We start from the raw sequence: 21,473 nt of genomic DNA on the forward strand, positions 1-21,473 counted from the left end.
CTCCTCGATCGGCCAGGGATTCAGTTAAGCACCGCCTCCAGGCCGAACAAAGTGTCATATACGCCTAAATATCGGCGCTTTCACCCTGCCTCGGGCAAAGCACACGGCGCTGGAGCATCGCCTGCAGTGCCTCGAATTTCACGGGTTTGTTCAGGTAATCGATCTGCGCGCCCGAGGGACAGCACTCGCGCCCCACGTTCGGGCTGACCACCAGCACTGGCAGTTCCTCGCAGCCGGACAAGGTGTGGATCTGGCAGCAGAGCGACACACCGTCCAGCGGCGACGACTGGCAATCGAGCAGCACCGCATCAAAGCGCTCGCCGTGCAGCAGATCCAGCGCGGCGCGGCCACTGTCGGCGGTGCGCACCCGATAACCGAGCTTGAGCAACATGCCGCGCATGACCAACTGATCGATGCTGCTGTCATCGGCCAGTAGCACCGTGCAATCCTGCGGCACGCGCGAACCCTGGCGGCCACCGAAGGAAAACGGTGTCGGGACCGCCGCTGGCAAGGCCACGTCGAACTCCACGTCCAACTGAAAACGGCTGCCGCGACCGGACTCGGAGCTGTGGGTCAGGCGCCCGCCCAGCAGTTCCACCAATTGCCGACAGATGGCCAGACCCACGCCGAGGCCGCCGTATTCGCGGGTCATCGAGCCGTCGAGCTGGAAGAAGCGCTGGTACAAGGTCGCCTCTGCCAGATCGGTAAAGCCGATGCCGGTGTCAATCACGGCAAAGGACAGCACCAGCCGGTCGTGCTGCGTCGGCCTGCCACTGACGCGCAGCGCCAGGCCGCCAACCCGAGTGAACTTGATGGCGTTGTCCAGCAGGCATTCCAGGCACTGGGCCAGTTTGCCGCTGTCACCGACCAACCGGTCCGCCAGGCCCGGGGCCACGTCGACCTTGAAGTCCAAGCCCTTGGTCGCGGCATTGGCACCGAACTGCACCTGCAGCGCATTGACCACCCCGCGCAGGCTGAACGGCGCCGGATAGACCTTGAGCTTGCCGGCCTGCAACTCAGTCAGGGTGAGGATGCCGTTGACCATTCGCATCATGTCCCGCGCCGAACCGGCGGCGGTCTGTTGATACTGGGTCATCTCCTCGTCCATCTCGACGGTTCCCATCAACTCCAGAGAACCGATCACGCCATTCATCGGCGTGCGCAGCTCATGGGTCAGGGTAGCGAGGAACTCATCCTTGAGCTTGTTGCTGTGGGCCAATTGCTGGTTGAGCACTTCGAGTTTCTGCCCGGCATCCAACAGGGTCTGGGCCTGCTGTTCGCGCATGGCATTGATGCGATCGGCCAGGGCCAGGGACAACAGCGCCACTTCGATGGCCGAGCCGATCTGGCTGGCGTACATGGTCAGGAAGACGTTCGGCAGGTAACCCAGCACCATCAAGGTATTGATGATGCCCCCCAGCAGAAACGCCGACCAGGCAATGATGAAGTAACGCGCCACCCGCAGGCCACGCCACCAGGCAAACAGCCCGGCGGCAAAGATCGCCACCGTGAACACCAGTGCCAACGCCGTCGCCAGGCGCAGCGCCAAGGCATAGCTGGTCATCAGTGACAGGCCGACCACCACCGCGCTGTAGCCGATCAGCGCCAGCAGCATGCGGTCCAGCCAACGGCCCTGCCGGGCGGTTTGTAGGAAGCTGCGAGCGAACTGGCTGCCAAACAGGCCCGCGCAGCCAATGAAGAACGGCGTCGCGGCGTTGGCCCACCAGGGGTTATCCGGCCAGAAGTACTCCACGGCGGCGCCGTTGACCGACAACTGATACAGGCCGAACGAAGCAATGTAGAAGATGTAATAGAGGTAGCTGGTATCGCGCACGCTCAGATAGATGAACAGGTTGTAGACCAGCATCCCCAGCAGCACGCCGTAGATGATCCCCAGCACATACAAACGCACTGGCTGTTGCTCGAGGTACGCGGTGCTCGACCACAGCGTCAGCGGCGCCTGGATCGAACCCTGGCTTTGCAGGCGCAGGTAGAGGGTCTGCCGTTGTTCGGGTTTGAAAGCCAGGCTGAACAGGTAGTTGTTCTGGTGGATCTCGCGGCTGGTGAACGGCAACGCATCACCGGTCTGGCGAACCAGGCGATAGGCCCCCGCCGCATCGGGCAGGTACAAGTCGAGGTGATCCAGCGGCGGGTACGCCAGTTCCAGCAGCCAGGTGCGCTGGGCGTCCGGATTGCCGGGGCGATAGTGCAGATCGATTTTCAACCAGAACGCTGATCGCGAGTAACCGGCATTCAGCGTGGCTTTGTCGTGGGGTTTGAAAGCACCGGCAGCAGCCTGGGCCTGGACCTCATCAATGGTGGCCGTGCCGCCCGCATCTTCGAACACTTGCAGGGCATGGCCCAAGGGCAGGCTTTGAGTGAATTCATCGAATTCCAGGGCACTTGCCAGAGGGGACAAGCACAGCAGCAACATCAGCAAATAGCGCATTTAAGCCCCAGCGTGGACTGTCCGGTTGAGTCAGGAAGCCCCCCATTCCCTGAGTAGACGTAAAACCGGCATTACCTGTTATGAGTTGGATCCATCTCTAGCATAGCCGCTGATGGCCAATTTGCACCATTGAAATTTTTCCTACAGAAGGCTCTAGAACGGGCGTTTCAGAGCAAAGGCTTGAGATAGAGCTGTTGCCTTGGTCAGGTCGTAATTTCGTAGGCGCCGAGTTCTATTGTGGCGAGGGGATTTATCCCCGCTGGGCGTGAAGCAGCCCCAATAAGTGTCACCTCGGTATATCAGATAGTTTGAATGGGGGCGCTTCGCACCCCAGCGGGGATAAATCCCCTCGCCACAGATGACTTCCATCATCACAGGTACACGCCGACCAGAAGGGTTTGGTGGTAAGCTCGCGCACCATGAATATCTACAGCTCTCGCCCCGTTGTCCTCTGTCTCTCCGGCCACGACCCCAGTGGTGGCGCCGGTTTGCAGGCAGATATCGAAGCCCTGCTTGCCCAGGGTTGTCATGCCGCCCCTGCCGTTACCGCGTTGACCGTGCAAGACACCGTCAACGTCAGCGATTTCCGCGTGCTCGACCGCGAGTGGGTGCTGGCGCAAGCCAATGCCGTGCTCAACGACGCCCAGGTGGCAGCGGTCAAGCTGGGGATGCTTGGCTCACTGGAAATGGTCGACACGGTGGTCGAACTGCTCCAGGCGCACCCGCACCTGCCCATGGTCTGCGACCCGGTGCTGCGCGCCGGCGGTGGTGGGCGCCTGGGCAAGGATGAGGTCGGCTACGCCATGCGCGAACGCCTGCTGCCCCTGGCAATCATCGCCACCCCCAACCTGCCGGAAGCGCGCATCCTCGCCGAACTGCCCGAGGGCAGCGCCGACGAGTGCGCGGAAAAACTGCTGCCCTTCGTCAAACACCTGTTGATCACCGGTGGTCACGGCGACGAACATGAGGTCCATAATCGCCTGTACAGCCGCGATGGCCGCCGTGAAACCTTTACCTGCCAGCGCCTGCCCGGCAGTTACCACGGTTCCGGCTGCACCCTGGCCAGCGCCCTGGCCGGTCGGCTGGCCCAGGGCGAACAGCTCGCCAGCGCCGTCAAGACGGCGCTGGATTACACCTGGCGCACCTTGCGCGATGCCGAACAACTGGGCAAAGGCCAGTTCGTGCCGCGTCGCCTGCCGCTGGATTTCTGCTCGTAGCACTGGAGGCCTGTGGAATGAAATTACGTGGCCTTTACGCCATCACCGATAGCCAATTGCTGGCCGGCAAGTTCCTCGCTTATGTCGAAGCGGCGCTGGAAGGTGGCGTCACCCTGCTGCAATACCGCGACAAAAGCAGCGACGAGGCCCGCCGGCTGCGGGAAGCCGAAGCACTGCGCAACCTGTGCGAGCGCTACAAGACCCAGTTGATCATCAACGACGACGCCGAGCTGGCCGCACGCCTGGGCGTCGGTGTGCACCTGGGCCAGACCGATGGCCCGTTGGCGCCAGTACGGGCACTGCTCGGGCACAAGGCGATCGTCGGCGCCACCTGCCACGCCAGCCTGGCACTGGCCGAACAGGCCGCCAGCGAAGGTGCCACTTATGTCGCGTTCGGGCGTTTCTTCAATTCCAACACCAAGCCCGGCGCCCCCAGCGCAAACCTTGAACTGCTCGAACAGGCGCACCTCAAACTGCATATCCCGATGTGCGCCATTGGCGGCATCACCCTGGACAACGCCGCCCCGCTGGTGGCCCACGGGGTCGACCTGCTGGCGGTGGTCCACGGCCTGTTCGGCGCCGACAGCACCACTGAAGTGACGCGCCGCGCCCGCGCCTTCAACGAGCTGCTGCTGATCAAATAGTCTATTTTTCCGTTTTCGAGAGCCCAACCATGTCCCGTTCCGAAACCCTGTTTGCCAATGCCCAGAAACACATCCCCGGCGGCGTGAACTCGCCCGTTCGTGCGTTCAAGAGCGTCGGCGGCACCCCGCTGTTCTTCAAGCACGCCGAAGGCGCGTACGTCACCGACGAAGACGACAAGCGTTATGTGGATTACGTCGGCTCCTGGGGCCCGATGATCCTGGGCCACAGCCATCCGGACGTGCTGGATGCGGTGCGCAAGCAACTGGTACACGGCCTGTCCTATGGCGCTCCGACCGCGATGGAAACCGAGATGGCCGACCTGGTCTGCTCGATCGTGCCGTCGATGGAGATGGTACGCATGGTCAGCTCCGGCACCGAAGCGACCATGAGCGCGATCCGCCTGGCGCGGGGTTTTACCGGCCGCGACAGCATCATCAAGTTCGAAGGCTGCTACCACGGCCATTCCGACAGCCTGCTGGTCAAGGCCGGTTCCGGCGCACTGACCCAGGGCGTGCCGAGCTCGGCCGGCGTACCGGCAGCGTTCGCCAAACACACCCTGACCCTGCCGTTCAACGACCTCGAAGCCGTCGAGAAGATGCTCGGCGAAGTCAGCCAGGAAGTGGCGTGCATCATCGTCGAGCCAGTGGCCGGCAACATGAACTGCGTACCGCCGGCACCGGGCTTCCTCGAAGGCCTGCGCAGCCTGTGCGACCAGCACGGCGTGGTGTTGATTTTCGACGAAGTGATGACCGGTTTCCGCGTGGCCCTCGGCGGCGCCCAGGCCCATTACGGCGTCACGCCGGACCTGAGCACCTTCGGCAAGATCATCGGCGGCGGCATGCCGGTGGGCTGCTTCGGCGGCAAGCGCAAGATAATGGAATGCATCGCACCGCTGGGCCCGGTCTACCAGGCCGGCACGCTGTCGGGCAACCCACTGGCCATGGCCGCCGGCCTGACCACCCTGCGCCTGATCAGCCGCCCGGGCTTTCACGCCGAACTGACCGACTACACCACCCGCCTGCTCGACGGCCTGCAGGTTCGTGCCGACGCGGCAGGCATTCCGTTCGTGACCACCCAGGCCGGCGGCATGTTCGGCCTGTACTTCAGTGGCGCCGATGACATCGTCACCTTCGAAGACGTGATGGCCAGCGACGTCGACCGCTTCAAGCGTTTCTTCCACCTGATGCTCGACGGCGGCGTGTACCTGGCGCCGAGCGCATTCGAAGCCGGCTTCACGTCCATCGCCCATGGCGAGACCGAGCTGAAGATCACCCTCGATGCGGCCGAACGGGCCTTTGCTGCGCTGAAGTAAGCCTGTGGATAACTGACGTCGGCTGAAGCTGGCGTCAGTGATTGCCGACAACCTTCCCGCCCTTTTCCTACGTATTTATGCCCCAAGCAGCTGTTAGCATTCCCTCGCAGCAGAAAAACGAGTAAAGACTTTGTAAGGATGGCCCTGCTTATTTCATAATGCGCGCTTATTGGATCCCCCGGAGGGTCCGCGCGCCCCTCAGAGGTAAGTCGATTCCCATGAACCGCACCGGCCGCACCCTTGCCTTGGGCTGCCTGTTGCTCCTTCAGCCCCTGCTGGCGAATGCACAGGCAGGCGGCAACTCGTTGTTGATCCCGGCGCTGGGCCGTTGCACGCTCAATACCCAGCCGCAAGATCTCGCACCGGCACTCGACGCCTGTCAAAAAGCGGCGGACGCAGGTGATGCACAAGCGCAATACGAGTTGGGCGAGTTCTACTACGAAGGCAAGGCTGCGCCGCGCGACCTCAAAAAAGCCCTCGACTACTTCGAAAAAGCCTCGCTGCAAGGCCATGCCCAGGCGCAATTCAAGCTCGGTGGCATGTTCTTCCATGGCGAAGGCGTACCAGCCAACAACGTCCAGGCCTACATCGTCCTGAAGATGGCCGCGGTCAATGGCGCCGAAGAAGCCCTGGACACCGCCGACGAAGTCGCCGAGCAAATGCCCCGCGACGAGCTGGAAGTGGCGACCCAGGTGCTGGGGCAGATCTTTCGCAAATACCTGATGGAATTGCAGAACGCCGATGGGCGTACGCCCTTCTCACCATTGCCTTGAATCCACCGCAGACCCTTGTGGCGAGGGGATTTATCCCCGCTGGGCTGCGAAGCGGCCCCAAAGCAGTCAACTCAATCAATCTCTAATACCGAGGTGTCAGGTTTTAGGGCCGCTTCGCGCCCCAGCGGGGATAAATCCCCTCGCCACAAAGGCCGCGCTCGGCTCCTTTTCTCTTAACTGACTGACAACTACTTCTCAGGCATCGGCATCGGAAACGGCATCACATTGCCGACCGCGCCGCGGGCTTCGCTGATTTTCGGGGTGCCCAGGCGTTCGACTTCGTCGATGCGCACGATCGAATGCATCGGCACGAAGCTGCGCACCACACCTTCGAACTGCGCCTTGAGCTTTTCCTCGCTCGGGTCGACGACCACCTGCGTGCGCTCGCCAAAGACGAATTCTTCCACTTCCAGGAAACCCCACAGATCACTTTGATAGATCTGCTTGGCGTACATTTCGAACACCTGGCCCTGGTTGAGGAAAATCACCTTGTAGATTGGAGCTTCACGTTTGGTCATGGCTGGCGAAACACATCGGCGGGTAAAAATGAGGGCGCGAACTATAGCATAGCCACTGCTCGCGCAGCGGTAGGAACCCAGGGACTTGTTCCCTATAATGCGCGGTTCTTTGAATCACGTGATGATCCCGTCCATGGCCAAGAAGCTTTACATCGAAACCCACGGTTGCCAGATGAACGAGTACGACAGCTCGCGCATGGTCGATCTGCTGGGTGAACACCAGGCCCTGGAAGTCACCGCCCGCGCTGAAGACGCGGACGTGATCCTGCTCAACACCTGCTCGATTCGCGAACGCGCCCAGGACCGGGTGTATTCCCAGCTCGGCCGCTGGCGCGAACTGAAGCTGGCCAACCCGGAGATGGTCATCGCCGTGGGCGGTTGCGTGGCCAGCCAGGAAGGCGCCGCCATTCGTGATCGTGCGCCGTACGTGGACGTGGTCTTTGGCCCGCAGACCTTGCACCGCCTGCCGGAGATGATCGACGCCGCGCGCAGCACCAAGCTGCCGCAAGTGGACGTCTCGTTCCCGGAAATCGAAAAATTCGACCACCTGCCCGAACCGCGCATCGACGGCCCTAGTGCCTACGTGTCGGTGATGGAAGGTTGCAGCAAGTACTGCACGTTCTGCGTGGTGCCCTACACCCGCGGCGAAGAAGTCAGCCGGCCGTTCGACGACGTGATCGCCGAGATCATCCACCTGGCGGAACACGGCGTGCGCGAAGTGACCCTGCTGGGGCAGAACGTCAACGGCTATCGCGGCCTGACCCATGACGGCCGCCTGGCGGACCTCGCCGAACTGATCCGCGTCGTGGCGGCAGTCGATGGCATCGACCGCATCCGCTACACCACGTCTCACCCGCTGGAGTTCTCCGACAGCCTGATCCAGGCCCACGCCGACGTCCCCGAACTGGTCAAGCACCTGCACCTGCCGGTGCAATCGGGCTCCGACCGGATCCTTGCGGCCATGAAACGCAACCACACGGCGCTGGAGTACAAATCCAAGCTGCGCAAGTTGCGTGCGGCAGTGCCGGGGATCTGCATCAGCTCGGACTTTATCGTCGGTTTCCCAGGCGAAACCGAGAAAGACTTCCAGCAGACCATGAAGCTGATCGAAGACGTGGGCTTCGACTTCTCCTATTCCTTCGTCTATAGCCAGCGTCCTGGCACCCCAGCGGCTGATCTCGCGGACGACACCCCCGAAGAACTGAAAAAGGAACGGCTCAACGCCTTGCAACATCGCCTCAACCAGCAAGGTTTCGAGATCAGCCGACAAATGGTCGGTTCCGTCCAGCGGATTCTGGTGACCGATTACTCGAAAAAGGACCCGGGCGAGTTGCAAGGGCGGACCGAAAACAACCGCATCGTCAACTTCCGCTGTGACACCCCGGCCCTGATCGGCCAGTTCGCCGACGTGCACATCGACGCCGCGCAACCGCACTCCCTGCGCGGTTCGTTGATCCAGTAACCTGCTCAAAAACCCTGTTGCCTGTGCAAGCAAGACCTGTGGGAGCAAGGCTTGCCCGCGATAGAAGCACCGCAATCTCACTGAAGACCGCGGCGCCTTGATCGCGGGCAAGCCTTGCTCCCACAGTGGGTGTGCCAAGCCCTGTGATCAGATTCGCCTGTTTAAGAGCTTTCGCACCCAGCCTACTGGCGTTATCCTTGATTTCACCTTAATTGCCCCCGGGCGGCTAAAAACGACCTTGAACGCACCCATCGAACCACATCGCTTTATTCTCGAGCCCTTTGAGGCTCGCCGCTTCGCCAATCTGTGCGGGCAATTCGACGAGCACCTGCGCTTGATCGAACAGCGCCTGGCCATCGAGATCCGCAACCGCGGAAACCAGTTCGAGCTGATCGGCGAACCCAAGCACACCACCTCCGCGGAAAACCTGCTGCGCCGTCTCTACCGGGAAACCAAGGGGAGCGAGCTGTCGCCGGATACGGTCCACCTGTTCCTGCAGGAATCGGCTGTCGAAGAACTCGACAACCCTGCCCCGTCGGAACCTGCCGTGGCCCTGCGCACGAAAAAAGGCATGATTCGCCCTCGTGGCTTGAATCAGCAGCGCTACGTGAAGGAAATCCTGGGCAACGACATCAACTTCGGCATCGGCCCGGCCGGTACCGGCAAGACCTACCTGGCCGTGGCCTGCGCCGTCGATGCGCTGGAACGTGAACAGGTACGGCGCATCCTGCTGGTGCGACCGGCGGTCGAAGCGGGTGAAAAACTCGGCTTCCTGCCCGGCGACCTGGCCCAGAAGATCGACCCGTACCTGCGCCCGCTCTATGACGCGCTGTATGAAATGCTCGGCTTCGAATACGTCGCCAAGCTGATCGAGCGCCAGGTCATCGAGGTCGCGCCGCTGGCCTACATGCGTGGTCGGACCCTGAACAACAGCTTCATCATCCTCGACGAAAGCCAGAACACCACGGTCGAGCAGATGAAAATGTTCCTGACCCGGATCGGCTTCGGCTCCACCGCCGTCATCACCGGGGACATCACCCAAGTCGACTTGCCCAAGGGCACCAAGTCCGGGCTGAACCATGTGATCCAGGTCCTCAAGGACGTGCCGGGCATCAGCTTCACGCACTTCATGCCCAAGGACGTCGTGCGACATCCGTTGGTGCAACGCATTGTCGAAGCCTACGAGCGTTTCGAGAATCGCGCCGATGAAGACTCGGCCGAAAGCAAAGGCCATCGCCACAATGCTTGAACTCGACCTGCAAGTGGCCTGCGAACACGCCGCCCCCAGCGAAGCCCAGTTCCGCCAATGGTGCGAACTGGCCCTGCGCCAGCGCAGCGCCGACTCTGAGCTGACGATCCGCCTGGTGGACGAACCCGAAGGCCGTGAACTGAACCACACCTGGCGGCAGAAAGACTACGCCACCAACGTGCTGTCGTTCCCCGCCGACGTACCCGACGAACTGCTCGACATCCCGTTGCTGGGCGACCTGGTGATCTGCGTCCCGGTGGTGGAGCGTGAAGCGGCGGAACAAGACAAGACCCCTGAGGCCCACTGGGCCCATCTGGTGATTCACGGCTGCTTGCATCTACTGGGTTACGACCATATAGAAGATGACGAAGCCGAAGAGATGGAAGCACTGGAACGAACGTTGCTTGCAGAGCTGGGTCATCCCGACCCCTACGCCGGCGACGAACACTGATACATCAACCTGTAACGACAAAGGATTCAGAGTAATCGCTATGAGCGAAGATCGATCGAGCAACGGGCAGAAGTCATGGCTGGGCAAGCTCACCCAGGCTTTTGCCCATGAGCCGAAAAACCGCCAGGAGCTGCTGGAGCTGCTGCGCGACGCACACCAGAACAAACTGCTGGACAGCGAAGCGCTGGCCATCGTCGAAGGCGCCATCCAGGTCGCTGACCTGCAAGTGCGGGACATCATGGTCCCGCGCTCGCAGATGGTCAGCATCAAGGCGACCCAGACCCCTCGTGAATTTTTGCCCGCCGTGGTCGACTCCGCTCACTCGCGCTATCCGGTCGTCGGCGAGAGCCATGACGACGTCATGGGCGTGCTGCTGGCCAAGGACCTGCTGCCGCTGATCCTTCAGGAAAACGGCGACAGCTTCAACATCAAGGACCTGTTGCGCCCGGCCACCTTCGTGCCCGAGTCCAAGCGCCTGAACGTGCTGCTGCGTGAATTCCGCGCCAACCACAACCACATGGCCATCGTCATCGACGAATACGGCGGCGTGGCCGGCCTGGTCACCATCGAAGACGTGCTCGAGCAGATCGTCGGCGACATCGAGGACGAGCACGACGTAGAGGAAGACAGCTACATCAAGCCCCTGCCCAGCGGCGACTTCCTGATCAAGGCCCTGACGCCGATCGAGAACTTCAACGAATTCTTCGACAGCCAATTCTCCGACGATGAATTCGACACCGTCGGCGGCCTGGTGATGAGCGCTTTCGGGCACCTGCCCAAGCGCAACGAAACCACGGAAATCGGCTCCTGGCGCTTCCGCATCCTGAATGCCGACAGCCGTCGGATTCACTTGCTGCGCCTATCCCCCATTGGCCGATAACCCCTGCGAGACCCGCTAAGGACAAAAATGCGCTGGATAACCCGCCCCGGCTGGCCCGGTAACCTGCTGGCCATGGCGGCCGGCGCGATCACCACCCTGGCCCTGGCGCCGTTCGACCTCTGGCCGCTGGCATTGCTGGCGGTCGGCCTGTTCTATGCCGGGCTGCGCGAACTCTCGCCGCGCCAGGCCCTGGGCCGTGGCTGGTGCTTCGGTTTTGGCCTGTTTGGCGCCGGCACCAGCTGGATCTACGTCAGCATCCACAACTTCGGCGGCGCCTCGGTGCTGCTCGCCGGGTTGTTGATGCTGCTGTTCATCGCCGCCATCGCCTGGTTCTTCGCCCTGCCCGCCTGGCTGTGGGCGCGCTGGTTGCGCCGCAACGAGGCGCCGCTGGCCGATGCCCTGGCGTTCGCCGCGCTGTGGTTGGGCCAGGAAGCCTTCCGCGGCTGGTTCCTCACCGGTTTCCCGTGGCTGTATTCCGGCTACAGCCAACTCGACGGCCCGCTGTCCGGCCTCGCGCCGCTGGGCGGGATGTGGCTGATCTCCTTCACCCTGGCCCTGACCGCCGCGCTGCTGTACAACGCGCCCCGGTTGATCCGCACCGGACGCAAAGGCTTTATCGCCGCGGGCGTGCTGCTGCTGATCGGCCCATGGGTGGCTGGCATGGCACTCAAGGGCCACGCCTGGACCAGTCCTTCGGGCGACCCGCTGAGCGTCGCGGCGATCCAGGGCAACATCGAACAAAGCATGAAGTGGGACCCCGAGCAGCTCAACGCGCAGTTGGCGCTGTACCGCGACATGAGCTTCGCCTCCAAGCGCGTCGACCTGCTGATCTGGCCGGAAACCGCGGTGCCGGTACTCAAAGAGTCTGCCCAGGGCTACCTGGACATGATGGGCAACTTCGCCGCCGAGCGGCAGTCGGCGCTGATCACTGGCGTGCCGATTCGCCAACTGGTGCGCCAAGAGAAGCGTTACTACAACGGCATCACCGTGACCGGGGAAGGTGACGGCACTTACTTGAAGCAAAAACTCGTGCCGTTCGGCGAGTACGTACCGCTGCAAGACATCCTGCGTGGCCTGATCGCCTTCTTCGACCTGCCCATGTCGGACTTCGCCCGGGGCCCGGCCGACCAGCCATTGCTGCAGGCCAAGGGTTACCAGATCGCGCCGTTCATCTGCTATGAAGTGGTCTACCCGGAATTTGCCGCCAGCCTCTCGGCGCGCAGCGACTTGCTGCTGACCATCAGCAACGACACCTGGTTCGGCACCTCGATCGGCCCGCTGCAACACCTGCAAATGGCCCAGATGCGCGCCCTGGAAGCCGGCCGCTGGATGATCCGCGCCACCAACAACGGCGTGACCGGCCTGATCAACCCCTTCGGCCAGATCACTGCACAGATCCCGCAATTCGAGCGCGGCATTCTGTACGGCGAAGTGGTGCCGATGCACGACCTGACGCCGTACCTGCAATGGCGCTCGTGGCCGCTGATCATCTTGTGCGTGTTGCTGCTGGGCTGGGCGTTGATGGCGGGACGGATGGCCAGGACCGTTTGATCCCACGGCGGATGAACTACCTTGGGACCAAAGAGCTTCTTGTGGGAGCAAGGCTTGCCCGCGATGAAATCAACGCGGTCTGCCTTGGGAACAAAGGCGCCTGCATCGCGGGCAAGCCTTGCTCCCACACAAGCCTTGCTCCCACAGATGTCCCACACCCAAATACTCAGCGGTAGAACAACCAATACCCCACCAGCCCCACCGCCTCATTCATCAACTGCCCGGATTGCCAGATCGACTTGAACTCCGGCATCCAGCCGCCCAGTGGCCGGGCGTTGTCCTGCCCCAGGAAACCCACCGGCGCCGGCACCACTTCAAACCCCGCGCGCTCGAAACTCCAGACCGACCGTTGCATGTGCCAGGCCTGGGTCACCACTACGACCCGCTTGATGCCTTCCGGCAACAGGATCTCGGCGCTCATCTGGGCGTTTTCCCAGGTGGTGCGGCTCCGCCCTTCCTGCCAGCGCACGTTGACGCCGAAATCCTCCAGCATCGAGTCGGCCATCAGCTTGGCCTCGCTGGGCGGGGTGCCGTAGTGCAAGCCACCGGTTGTCAACACAGGCAAGCCTGAAGCCTTGGCCAGTCGCGCCGCATAGCGCTGGCGCTCCAGGCCGACACCGGTGGGCTGGTCAGCGCCCCAGGCCAGGTCACCGCGCTCGCGACCGGAACCCAGTACCACGATGGCGTCGGCACGCTGGGCCAGGGTCGCCCATTCGCCACGAAGCAGCGGCGGCTCACGCTCCAATGCCTTGGCGCTCCACTGCACCACCACCGGCAGGCTCATCAACCAGAAACCGCCCAGGCCCACGGCGAAACACAGCCGGGCCAGGCGCGGCCGTGAATGGCGCCACCACCAGGCAAGCGCCAACAGCAGCAAAAGAATGCCGGGCGGCAATAAAAGTTGTTTGATGAAATAGCGAAACGGCATCGGGCATCTCCATAGATGCCCGAAGCCTAAGTGGGTTGACGCAAAGCGACAACAGATTCGAAAAAGCCTTGAACCAAAAAAAGCGACACGCGTGAATCCGGCTTTACTTGAACTGCAGCGACCGGACCTTTACAGCATCCTTCTCAGGCGTCCGGTCCTTGAGCCAAACAACCTTGGCCGAACGGGGCGCATCGAGACGCTTGAGTACCTGGGCCCCACTGGTGGGGGGTTGATATCCGGCCTGTTCAAGGTAAGCCTTGACCAGTTCGAACTCCGCGGGGCTCAAGCCTCGCAGTTCCAGCTCTACCGGGCGTTCATCACGCAAGCGACCGGCGGTTCTTGCAGCGTCCAGGGCCACCCCGAGACGATCGATCAGTTTTTCGTACAACTCAGGTGTAGCGACTTTTCGTTGTGATTCAACCATCCCTCACCTCATTGAAGATAAGACTCACTCCCCATTGAGAAGCTTAGCTTCGCTGGGCAAACCGGCAGGGCGCCGCGACCAACGGCCCTGAACACCGGTCATCGCCGGTGCTCGGCAACAGTTCGGCAACAGTTCGGCAGCAATCAGGGTTTCCCTCGGCAGAGCGCGGTCATGTATGCTACGGCGCTTCCTGTAACTCCACTTCCAGCTTGGCTGGGCATCGAAAACGCCGCATTCGGCGTCGTCTGCGTCCAGCATGGCAACGAAGAGGATTGGGCCACCCCATTCAGTACAAAAGTAGCCATGCACGAACACTACCAGCCCCGTGAAATCGAAGCCGCCGCCCAGTCGTTCTGGGACGAGCAAAAGTCCTTTGAAGTCAGCGAACAGCCAGGCAAGGAGACTTTCTACTGCCTGTCGATGTTCCCTTACCCCAGCGGCAAGCTACACATGGGGCACGTGCGCAACTACACCATCGGCGACGTGATCTCCCGCTACCAGCGCATGCAAGGCAAGAACGTCCTGCAACCCATGGGTTGGGACGCCTTCGGCATGCCGGCGGAAAACGCCGCGATGAAGAACAACGTGGCCCCCGCCAAGTGGACCTACGAAAACATCGCCTACATGAAGAACCAGCTGCGCAGCCTGGGCCTGGCGGTGGACTGGTCCCGCGAGGTCACCACCTGCAAGCCCGACTACTACCGCTGGGAACAATGGCTGTTCACCCGCCTGTTCGAAAAAGGCGTGATCTACCGCAAGAACGGCACGGTGAACTGGGACCCGGTGGACCAGACCGTACTGGCCAACGAACAAGTGATCGACGGTCGCGGCTGGCGCTCCGGCGCGCTGATCGAAAAGCGCGAAATCCCGATGTACTACTTCAAGATCACCGCCTACGCGGATGAACTCCTGGAGAGTCTCGACGAGCTGACCGGCTGGCCCGAGCAGGTCAAGACCATGCAGCGCAACTGGATCGGCAAGTCCCGGGGCATGGAAGTGCAGTTCCCGTACGACGTCGCCTCCATTGGCGAAGCCGGCACCCTGAAAGTCTTCACCACCCGCCCGGACACGCTGATGGGCGCCACGTATGTGGCCGTGGCCGCCGAGCACCCGCTGGCCACCCTGGCGGCACAGAACAACCCTGAGCTGCAGGCGTTCATCGCCGAATGCAAGGGCGGCAGCGTCGCCGAAGCCGACGTCGCCACTCAAGAGAAGAAAGGCCTGGCGACTTCGTTGTTCGTCGAGCACCCGCTCACCGGCGAGAAACTGCCGGTATGGGTCGCCAACTACGTGCTGATGCACTACGGCGACGGCGCTGTCATGGCGGTGCCGGCCCACGACGAGCGCGATTTCGAATTCGCCCACAAGTACAACCTGCCGGTCAAAGCCGTGGTGCGTACCAGCGCCGGCGACCAGACCCCGGAACCTTGGCAGGACGCCTATGGTGAACATGGCGAGCTGATCAACTCCGGTGAGTTCAACGGCCTGGATTTCCCCGGCGCGTTCGATGCCATCGAAGTCGCCCTGATCAAGAAGAACCTCGGCGCCTCGCGCACCCAGTTCCGCCTGCGGGACTGGGGCATCAGCCGCCAACGCTACTGGGGCTGCCCGATCCCGATCGTGCATTGCGACACCTGCGGTGACGTACCGGTGCCGGAAGATCAACTGCCCGTGGTCCTGCCGGAAGACGTCGTACCCGATGGCGCCGGTTCGCCCCTGGCGCGCATGCCCGAGTTCTACGAGTGCAGCTGCCCGAAATGCGGCGCGCCGGCCAAGCGTGAAACCGACACCATGGACACCTTCGTCGAGTCGTCCTGGTACTACGCACGCTACGCCTCGCCGCACTACCAAGGCGGCCTGGTGGAAAAATCCGCGGCCGATCACTGGTTGCCAGTGGACCAGTACATTGGCGGCATCGAACACGCCATTCTCCACCTGCTCTACGCACGCTTCTTCCACAAGCTGATGCGTGACGAAGGCCTGGTGAGCTCCAACGAGCCGTTCAAGAACCTGCTGACCCAAGGCATGGTGATCGCCGAGACGTACTACCGTCGCGAAGCCAACGGTGCCTACACCTGGTTCAACCCGAGCGACGTCGAACTCGAACGCGACAGCAAAGCCAAGGTCATCAGCGCCAAGCTGATTGCCGACGGCCTGCCGGTGGAAATCGGCGGCACCGAGAAAATGGCCAAGTCGAAGAACAACGGCGTCGACCCACAGTCGATGATCGACCAGTTCGGCGCAGACACCTGCCGCTTGTTCATGATGTTCGCCTCGCCACCTGACATGAGCGCAGAGTGGTCCGATTCGGGCGTCGAAGGCTCGCACCGTTTCCTCAAGCGCGTCTGGCGCCTGGCGCAAGCCCACGTCAGCCAGGGCCTGCCGGGCAAACTGAGCGTCGCCAGCCTGAACGACGAGCAGAAAGCCATTCGTCGCTCGATCCACCTGGCCATCAAGCAGGCCAGCCATGACGTCGGCCAGAACCACAAATTCAACACCGCCATCGCCCAGGTGATGACGCTGATGAACGTGCTGGAAAAAGCCGCGCAAGGCACCGAACAGGATCGCGCACTGGTTCACGAAGGCCTGGAAGCCGTGACGCTGTTGCTGGCGCCAATCACGCCGCACATCAGCCACGAGCTGTGGAAGCAACTGGGTCACGCCGACCCGGTGATTGACGCTCGCTGGCCGGTGGTGGACGAAACCGCGCTGGTGCAGGACAGCCTGACCCTGGTCATCCAGGTCAACGGCAAGCTGCGCGGCCAGATCGAAATGCCGGCCGCCGCCACACGCGAAGAAGTCGAAGCCGCTGCCCGGGCCAATGAAAACGTGCTGCGCTTTGTCGATGGCCTGACGATTCGCAAAGTGATCGTCGTGCCCGGCAAGCTGGTCAACATCGTCGCAAGCTAATTGGATCGGGCGCAAGGCTTGAGCCTGGCGCCGAATACAACCTGCGGGGTCGCATGGTCGACCCCCATAGGGTTCAAGGGGAGCAACAAGATGATCAAACGTAATCTGCTGGTAGTGGGCCTGGCGGTCCTGTTGAGCGCCTGCGGCTTCCAACTGCGCGGCACCGGCACCACCGAGCTGGCCATCACGGAACTGGACCTCAGCGCACGGGACGCCTTTGGCGACACCGTCAAGATGCTGCGCGACACCCTGGAAAACAGCGGTGTGAAAGTCTATACCGGCGCCCCGTACAAGCTGGTATTGACCCGTGAACAGCAAAGCCAGCGCAGCTTGAGCTATGCCGGTGCCGGTCGTTCCGCCGAGTACGAACTCAACAACGTACTGAGCTATGAGATCCGCGGCCAGAACAACCTGGTACTGCTGGATGACAAGCTGCAGGTGCAAAAGGTCTACCTGCACGATGGCAACAACATCACCGGCTCCGACCAGGAGTCGAGCGAAGTGCGCGACGAAATGCGTCGTGACCTCGTGCAACGCATGATGCTGCGCCTGCAACAGCTGAGCCCGTCCCAGCTGGACCAGCTGCAACAGACCGCCGACGCCAAGGCCAAAGCCGAAGCCGAAGCGCTGGAAGCGGCACGCAAGGCTGAAGCGGAAACTCCGCAGCAGTCGCCGATGCAGATCCCGGCTGAATAAGCCTTGCGGGGCGCTCCGGCGCCCCGCTCGCCTTCTCTTATGAAGCTCGCCCCCGCCCAACTCGGCAAACACCTGCAAGGCGCCCTCGCGCCGGTCTACATCATCAGTGGCGATGACCCGCTGTTGTGCCAGGAAGCCGCCGACGCCATCCGCGCTGCTGCACGCCAGCAGGGCTTCGACGAACGCCAGGTCTTCGCCGCCGACGCCAGTTTCGACTGGGGCACGCTGCTGCAGGCCGGGGCGAGCATGTCGTTGTTCGCCGAAAAACGCCTGCTGGAGCTGCGTTTGCCGTCGGGCAAACCCGGTGACAAGGGCGCCGCCGCGCTGATCGAATATTGCTCGCGACCCGCCGAGGACACGGTACTGCTCATCAGCTTGCCGAAACTCGACGGCAGCGCGCAAAAGACCAAATGGGGCAAGGCCCTGGTCGAAGGCCAGCAGACCCAGTTCGTGCAGATATGGCCGGTGGATGTCAGCCAGTTGCCCAGCTGGATCCGCCAACGCCTGTCCCAGGCCGGTCTCTCGGCCAGCCAGGACGCGGTGGAGCTGATTGCCGCCCGGGTCGAAGGCAACCTGCTGGCCGCCGCCCAGGAAATCGAAAAGCTCAAGCTGATGGCCGAGAGCGGGCAGATCACCGTGGAAACGGTGCAGGCTGCCGTGGCCGACAGTGCGCGCTTCGATGTCTTCGGGCTGACCGATGCGATCCTCAACGGTGAGGCCGCCCACGCCTTGCGCATGCTCGAAGGCCTACGCGGCGAAGGCGTCGAGCCGCCGGTGATCCTCTGGGCCCTGGCCCGGGAATTGCGCCTGCTGGCCAACCTGTCCCTGCAATACAGCCAGGGCGTACCGCTGGACAAAGCCTTCAGCCAGGCCCGCCCGCCCGTCTGGGACAAACGCAAACCGCTGATGAGCAAGGCCTTGCAGCGCTATTCCGCGTCGCGTTGGGCGCAATTGCTGCTCGAAGCCCAGCGCATCGATGCGCAGATCAAGGGCCAGGCCGCCGGCTCACCGTGGATGAGCCTCAGTCGGTTGTCGCTGTTGATGGCTGGCCAGCGGTTGACGTTGCCTGCTGAATAAGCACGCACTGAAGGCTGTTCTGCGGCGAAGATATCTGTGGGAGCAAGGCTTGCCCGCGATGAAAGCAGCGCGGTGTCTCTGAAACCGAGGTGTCTGTATCGCGAGCAAGCTTTGCTCCCACCTATCGGCGCCACAAGTCGTGTGTTCGTCTGAATGACATTTCCTACGCAATGCAGGGACTGGACAACGCCCCTACTCTGTCCCATGATTTGCCCCGCAAAAACCACCCCACGAGAGTACCCACCATGAGCAAAAAGCCATCCAAGCATGGCCCCAACAAGGCCAAGTCCATCGTCGCCCAGCCCCTGTTCCGCAGCCGCCAGGAACGACCCGCCAAGGGCAAAGGCAGCTACCGCCGCGAAGCCTTCCAGTCTGACAACTGGGAGGCTTCTTGCTTTCTGGCCGCTTGAAACACCCGGACAAGCCCTACGCCCCTTTCGCATGTTAAGGTCAGCACCTGATTTGTATTTCTGGACCCGTGCATGCCCTTCTGTCTTTCCCATCGTTGGCCACTGCGCCAAATGATTGTTGCCGCAAGCGTTGTCCTGCTTGTCGCCTGCGCCGAAAAACCTACTGCCGCCGACGCCCAACCGCTCCAGACAGCCCCCGTCGTGACCGCGCCGGCCATCGTGCCGCCCCTGGTGCCGACCGGTGACGACCTGGCCATTGCACCCACCCAGACCTTCGCGCAATGGCAGGCCGGGTTTCGCAAGGAGGCACTGGCCGCCGGGATCCGTGGCGACCTGTTCGACCGTGCGTTCGTCGGCGTCAGCCCGGACATGAGCGTGATCAAGGCCGATCGCAGCCAGCCGGAATTCACCCGTCCCGTGTGGGAATACCTCGATGGCGCGCTGTCGCCACTGCGGGTCAACAAAGGCAAGAACCTGATCCAGCAGAACGCCCAGGTCCTGCAAAGCATCGAGCAGCGTTATGGCGTCGATCGCGAGGCGCTGGTGGCGGTGTGGGGCATGGAGAGCAACTTCGGCCAATTCCAGGGCAGCAAGTCGGTGATCAACTCCCTGGCGACCCTGGCCTACGAAGGACGGCGCCCGGGGTTTGCCCATGCGCAACTGATCGCCGCGCTGCAAATCCTGCAACAGGGCGATATCACACCGGAAAAAATGCTCGGCTCCTGGGCCGGCGCCATGGGCCAGACCCAGTTCATTCCCACCACGTACAACACCCATGCGGTGGATTTCGACGGCGACGGTCGCCGCGACATCTGGGGCAGCGCCACCGACGCCCTGGCCTCGACCGCGCACTACCTGCAAAGCTCCGGCTGGCAACGCGGCCAGCCGTGGGGGGTCGAGGTCTCGCTCAACCAGGGCTTCGACTACACGCTGGCCGATGGCACGATCCGCAAGCCCGTCTCAGAATGGATGCGGCTGGGTGTTTCAGAATATGGCGGCTTGCCGATCGCCGCCGATGACAAGCAGCTATCGGCGTCCCTGCTCCTGCCGGCCGGCCATCGCGGCCCGGCGTTCCTGATCTTCGATAACTTCCGCGCCATCCTCAAGTACAACAACTCATCGTCCTATGCCTTGGCGGTCGGGCTGCTGTCCAAGCGCTTTACCGGCGCCGGGCTGGTCTACGGCCAGTGGCCAAAAGAGGACCTGCCCCTGAGCCGCAGCGAACGCATCGAACTGCAGACCCTGCTGGGCAAACACAACTACGACGCGGGCAACCCCGATGGCATCATCGGCGCCAACACCCGCAAAGCCATCCGCAGTGCCCAGCAGTCGTTCGGCTGGCCGGCGGATGGGTATCCGACGCAGCAGTTGCTGGAGGCGTTGCGTAGTCGCTGAATGGCCGTATAGCGACTACCGCTTTCGCGAGCAAGCCCGCTCCCACATTCGACCGTGTTCTCATGAAGAAACGCGATCACCTGTGGGAGCGGGCTTGCTCGCGAAGACTGACTTGCAGACGCTACATGACTAGCGGCTGACCACCACATCCTGCTCCAACACCAACCGCTTCTCCCCCGCATCCAGCGTCACCAATGCGCCCATGGGCAAGGTCAGGTTCGGATCGCAGTGCCCGCTGCGCCAGCCGGACAGCACCGGGATGCGCAACGGCGCGAAGGTCTGCTTGAGCAATCGGTTCAACGCCTCAAGATCCACCCCCGCTATATCGCCGACCAGGACTGCGCGCAACTTCGCCAGCGTGCCCGCCAGGCGCAATTGGGTCAGCAGACGATCGATGCGATACAGCGGCTCGTTGACGTCTTCGATGAACAGGATCACCCCTTCGGCGTCGATCTGATAAGGCGTGCCCATGGTCGCGGCAATCATCGACAGGTTGCCGCCCAGCAGACGTCCGTGGGCGATGCCCGGCTCAACGGCGGTCAACGGGTAGGCGCCGGGGTGGTTCAGCGCGCTGCCGGCCTTCAACTGTCCACGCAGCAGGCTGAAGAACGAGGTAACGGTTGGGGGTTCCTTGTCGCCCAGCAGATCGGCGTTGAGCAACGGGCCGTGGAAGGTCACGAAGCCGGCGTAACGGCTGATGGCCAGGTGCAGGGCGGTGATGTCGCTGTAGCCTACGAATGGTTTGGGGTTGCGTTTTAAGAGCTCGAAATCGATACGATCGAGTAGACGGGGCGTGCCGTAGCCGCCGCGTAGGCAGATGATGGCTTTGACTTCTGGGTCGGCGAAGGCGGTGTGCAGGTCGTTGAGGCGTACTTCGTCGCTGCCGGCCAGGTAGTCGTTCTTTTCATAGACGCCTGGGAATATTCGCAGCTCATGGCCCCTTGCGCGCATCCATTGGATGGCTTTTTCCGTGTCCAGGGGGGCGGGGCCGGCGGGGGCGATCACGGCGATCAGGCCTTCTTGAGGGAGGGCTGGGACGGGGTGGTGTGGGGTTAGGGCCATGGGATTCCCGGGTTGTTGCTTAGTGTGTATATCCGTTTTTTGTGTAACGGCGGCTTATGGTTCC

At 62.4% G+C, this 21,473-nt stretch carries 19 protein-coding genes; 14 read left to right on the forward strand and 5 right to left on the reverse strand.

Annotation, left to right across the window (positions count from 1 at the left end; all coding sequences use genetic code 11):
• Positions 1 to 64: 64 nt before the first annotated feature.
• Complete coding sequence (locus AD662_RS25010; RefSeq protein WP_053189912.1) at positions 65 to 2,449, reverse strand: hybrid sensor histidine kinase/response regulator; 2,385 nt, start codon at positions 2,447 to 2,449, stop codon at positions 65 to 67.
• Positions 2,450 to 2,868: 419 nt separating this feature from the next.
• On the opposite strand from AD662_RS25010, the gene AD662_RS25015 reads away from it, so the two are divergent.
• The 4 genes from AD662_RS25015 (at position 2,869) to AD662_RS25030 (ending at position 6,396) form a co-directional block, all read left to right on the forward strand.
• Entirely contained in the window at positions 2,869 to 3,666 is a 798-nt protein-coding gene (locus AD662_RS25015) for a hydroxymethylpyrimidine/phosphomethylpyrimidine kinase (protein ID WP_024616125.1), read from the forward strand.
• A gap of 17 nt (positions 3,667 to 3,683) precedes the next feature.
• On the forward strand, positions 3,684 to 4,310 hold the full coding sequence (gene thiE, locus AD662_RS25020) for a thiamine phosphate synthase (RefSeq protein ID WP_053189913.1): 627 nt from the start codon (positions 3,684 to 3,686) through the stop codon (positions 4,308 to 4,310).
• Between the two features lie 29 nt (positions 4,311 to 4,339).
• Positions 4,340 to 5,623, forward strand: a complete 1,284-nt coding sequence (gene hemL / locus AD662_RS25025; RefSeq protein ID WP_018609887.1) for a glutamate-1-semialdehyde 2,1-aminomutase — start codon at positions 4,340 to 4,342, stop codon at positions 5,621 to 5,623.
• Between the two features lie 218 nt (positions 5,624 to 5,841).
• On the forward strand, positions 5,842 to 6,396 hold the full coding sequence (locus tag AD662_RS25030) for a tetratricopeptide repeat protein (protein ID WP_003205863.1): 555 nt from the start codon (positions 5,842 to 5,844) through the stop codon (positions 6,394 to 6,396).
• Between the two features lie 188 nt (positions 6,397 to 6,584).
• Here the strand turns inward: AD662_RS25030 and AD662_RS25035 are convergent, their stop codons facing one another.
• The gene (locus AD662_RS25035) at positions 6,585 to 6,914 is read right to left on the reverse strand and encodes a DUF1820 family protein (protein WP_003185742.1); all 330 of its coding nucleotides are present in this window, start codon (positions 6,912 to 6,914) and stop codon (positions 6,585 to 6,587) included.
• Between the two features lie 133 nt (positions 6,915 to 7,047).
• On the opposite strand from AD662_RS25035, the gene miaB reads away from it, so the two are divergent.
• From miaB to lnt, 5 genes are all read left to right on the forward strand, one after another.
• Positions 7,048 to 8,376, forward strand: a complete 1,329-nt coding sequence (gene miaB, locus AD662_RS25040; protein WP_018609886.1) for a tRNA (N6-isopentenyl adenosine(37)-C2)-methylthiotransferase MiaB — start codon at positions 7,048 to 7,050, stop codon at positions 8,374 to 8,376.
• A gap of 238 nt (positions 8,377 to 8,614) precedes the next feature.
• Complete coding sequence (locus tag AD662_RS25045) at positions 8,615 to 9,625, forward strand: PhoH family protein (protein WP_018609885.1); 1,011 nt, start codon at positions 8,615 to 8,617, stop codon at positions 9,623 to 9,625.
• Positions 9,618 to 10,076: an rRNA maturation RNase YbeY gene (gene ybeY, locus AD662_RS25050; RefSeq protein WP_003205868.1), complete on the forward strand. Its 459-nt coding sequence runs from the start codon at positions 9,618 to 9,620 to the stop codon at positions 10,074 to 10,076. The genes AD662_RS25045 and ybeY overlap by 8 nt, the downstream gene beginning before the upstream one ends.
• 40 nt (positions 10,077 to 10,116) lie before the next feature.
• Entirely contained in the window at positions 10,117 to 10,956 is an 840-nt protein-coding gene (locus AD662_RS25055) for a CorC family transporter (RefSeq protein WP_003205870.1), read from the forward strand.
• A 27-nt stretch (positions 10,957 to 10,983) separates the two neighbouring features.
• A complete protein-coding gene (gene lnt / locus AD662_RS25060) occupies positions 10,984 to 12,507 on the forward strand; it encodes an apolipoprotein N-acyltransferase (RefSeq protein ID WP_053182081.1) in 1,524 nt (507 codons plus the stop codon).
• A gap of 166 nt (positions 12,508 to 12,673) precedes the next feature.
• Here the strand turns inward: lnt and AD662_RS25065 are convergent, their stop codons facing one another.
• Positions 12,674 to 13,435: a YdcF family protein gene (locus tag AD662_RS25065; protein WP_053189914.1), complete on the reverse strand. Its 762-nt coding sequence runs from the start codon at positions 13,433 to 13,435 to the stop codon at positions 12,674 to 12,676.
• A 103-nt stretch (positions 13,436 to 13,538) separates the two neighbouring features.
• The gene (locus tag AD662_RS25070; protein ID WP_018610220.1) at positions 13,539 to 13,859 is read right to left on the reverse strand and encodes a hypothetical protein; all 321 of its coding nucleotides are present in this window, start codon (positions 13,857 to 13,859) and stop codon (positions 13,539 to 13,541) included.
• A gap of 303 nt (positions 13,860 to 14,162) precedes the next feature.
• Between AD662_RS25070 and leuS the strand changes: the two genes are divergently transcribed.
• The 5 genes from leuS to AD662_RS25095 all read left to right on the forward strand — a co-directional run bounded on the left by leuS (position 14,163) and on the right by AD662_RS25095 (position 20,347).
• Positions 14,163 to 16,769 carry a leucine--tRNA ligase gene (leuS, locus tag AD662_RS25075; RefSeq protein WP_018610222.1) on the forward strand — a complete coding sequence of 869 codons (2,607 nt, stop codon included), beginning with the start codon at positions 14,163 to 14,165 and terminating at the stop codon, positions 16,767 to 16,769.
• A gap of 90 nt (positions 16,770 to 16,859) precedes the next feature.
• Entirely contained in the window at positions 16,860 to 17,465 is a 606-nt protein-coding gene (locus AD662_RS25080) for an LPS-assembly lipoprotein LptE (RefSeq protein ID WP_018610223.1), read from the forward strand.
• A 39-nt stretch (positions 17,466 to 17,504) separates the two neighbouring features.
• Positions 17,505 to 18,542, forward strand: coding sequence for a DNA polymerase III subunit delta (holA, locus tag AD662_RS25085; protein WP_018610225.1), 1,038 nt, complete (start codon positions 17,505 to 17,507; stop codon positions 18,540 to 18,542).
• Between the two features lie 245 nt (positions 18,543 to 18,787).
• Positions 18,788 to 18,952 (forward strand): alternative ribosome rescue factor ArfA, encoded by a 165-nt coding sequence (gene arfA / locus AD662_RS25090; protein WP_003205882.1) that lies wholly within the window; start codon positions 18,788 to 18,790, stop codon positions 18,950 to 18,952.
• Positions 18,953 to 19,024: 72 nt separating this feature from the next.
• Positions 19,025 to 20,347, forward strand: coding sequence for a lytic murein transglycosylase (locus AD662_RS25095; RefSeq protein WP_018610229.1), 1,323 nt, complete (start codon positions 19,025 to 19,027; stop codon positions 20,345 to 20,347).
• A gap of 129 nt (positions 20,348 to 20,476) precedes the next feature.
• Here AD662_RS25095 and AD662_RS25100 read toward each other — a convergent pair whose 3' ends face one another.
• A complete protein-coding gene (locus AD662_RS25100) occupies positions 20,477 to 21,409 on the reverse strand; it encodes a S66 peptidase family protein (RefSeq protein WP_053189915.1) in 933 nt (310 codons plus the stop codon).
• Between the last annotated feature and the right edge of the window lie 64 nt (positions 21,410 to 21,473).

The organism is Pseudomonas kilonensis (assembly GCF_001269885.1).
GTDB classification, from domain to species: domain Bacteria; phylum Pseudomonadota; class Gammaproteobacteria; order Pseudomonadales; family Pseudomonadaceae; genus Aquipseudomonas; species Aquipseudomonas kilonensis.

Bases quoted from the DNA above. Each gene is read 5' to 3' on its own strand.
- AD662_RS25010 (WP_053189912.1), bottom strand. From the start codon at position 2,449: ATGCGCTATTTGCTGATGTTGCTGCTGTGCTTGTCCCCTCTGGCAAGT.
- AD662_RS25015 (WP_024616125.1), top strand. From the start codon at position 2,869: ATGAATATCTACAGCTCTCGCCCCGTTGTCCTCTGTCTCTCCGGCCAC.
- thiE (WP_053189913.1), top strand. From the start codon at position 3,684: ATGAAATTACGTGGCCTTTACGCCATCACCGATAGCCAATTGCTGGCC.
- hemL (WP_018609887.1), top strand. From the start codon at position 4,340: ATGTCCCGTTCCGAAACCCTGTTTGCCAATGCCCAGAAACACATCCCC.
- AD662_RS25030 (WP_003205863.1), top strand. From the start codon at position 5,842: ATGAACCGCACCGGCCGCACCCTTGCCTTGGGCTGCCTGTTGCTCCTT.
- AD662_RS25035 (WP_003185742.1), bottom strand. From the start codon at position 6,914: ATGACCAAACGTGAAGCTCCAATCTACAAGGTGATTTTCCTCAACCAG.
- miaB (WP_018609886.1), top strand. From the start codon at position 7,048: ATGGCCAAGAAGCTTTACATCGAAACCCACGGTTGCCAGATGAACGAG.
- ybeY (WP_003205868.1), top strand. From the start codon at position 9,618: ATGCTTGAACTCGACCTGCAAGTGGCCTGCGAACACGCCGCCCCCAGC.
- AD662_RS25055 (WP_003205870.1), top strand. From the start codon at position 10,117: ATGAGCGAAGATCGATCGAGCAACGGGCAGAAGTCATGGCTGGGCAAG.
- lnt (WP_053182081.1), top strand. From the start codon at position 10,984: ATGCGCTGGATAACCCGCCCCGGCTGGCCCGGTAACCTGCTGGCCATG.
- AD662_RS25065 (WP_053189914.1), bottom strand. From the start codon at position 13,435: ATGCCGTTTCGCTATTTCATCAAACAACTTTTATTGCCGCCCGGCATT.
- AD662_RS25070 (WP_018610220.1), bottom strand. From the start codon at position 13,859: ATGGTTGAATCACAACGAAAAGTCGCTACACCTGAGTTGTACGAAAAA.
- leuS (WP_018610222.1), top strand. From the start codon at position 14,163: ATGCACGAACACTACCAGCCCCGTGAAATCGAAGCCGCCGCCCAGTCG.
- AD662_RS25080 (WP_018610223.1), top strand. From the start codon at position 16,860: ATGATCAAACGTAATCTGCTGGTAGTGGGCCTGGCGGTCCTGTTGAGC.
- holA (WP_018610225.1), top strand. From the start codon at position 17,505: ATGAAGCTCGCCCCCGCCCAACTCGGCAAACACCTGCAAGGCGCCCTC.
- arfA (WP_003205882.1), top strand. From the start codon at position 18,788: ATGAGCAAAAAGCCATCCAAGCATGGCCCCAACAAGGCCAAGTCCATC.
- AD662_RS25095 (WP_018610229.1), top strand. From the start codon at position 19,025: ATGCCCTTCTGTCTTTCCCATCGTTGGCCACTGCGCCAAATGATTGTT.
- AD662_RS25100 (WP_053189915.1), bottom strand. From the start codon at position 21,409: ATGGCCCTAACCCCACACCACCCCGTCCCAGCCCTCCCTCAAGAAGGC.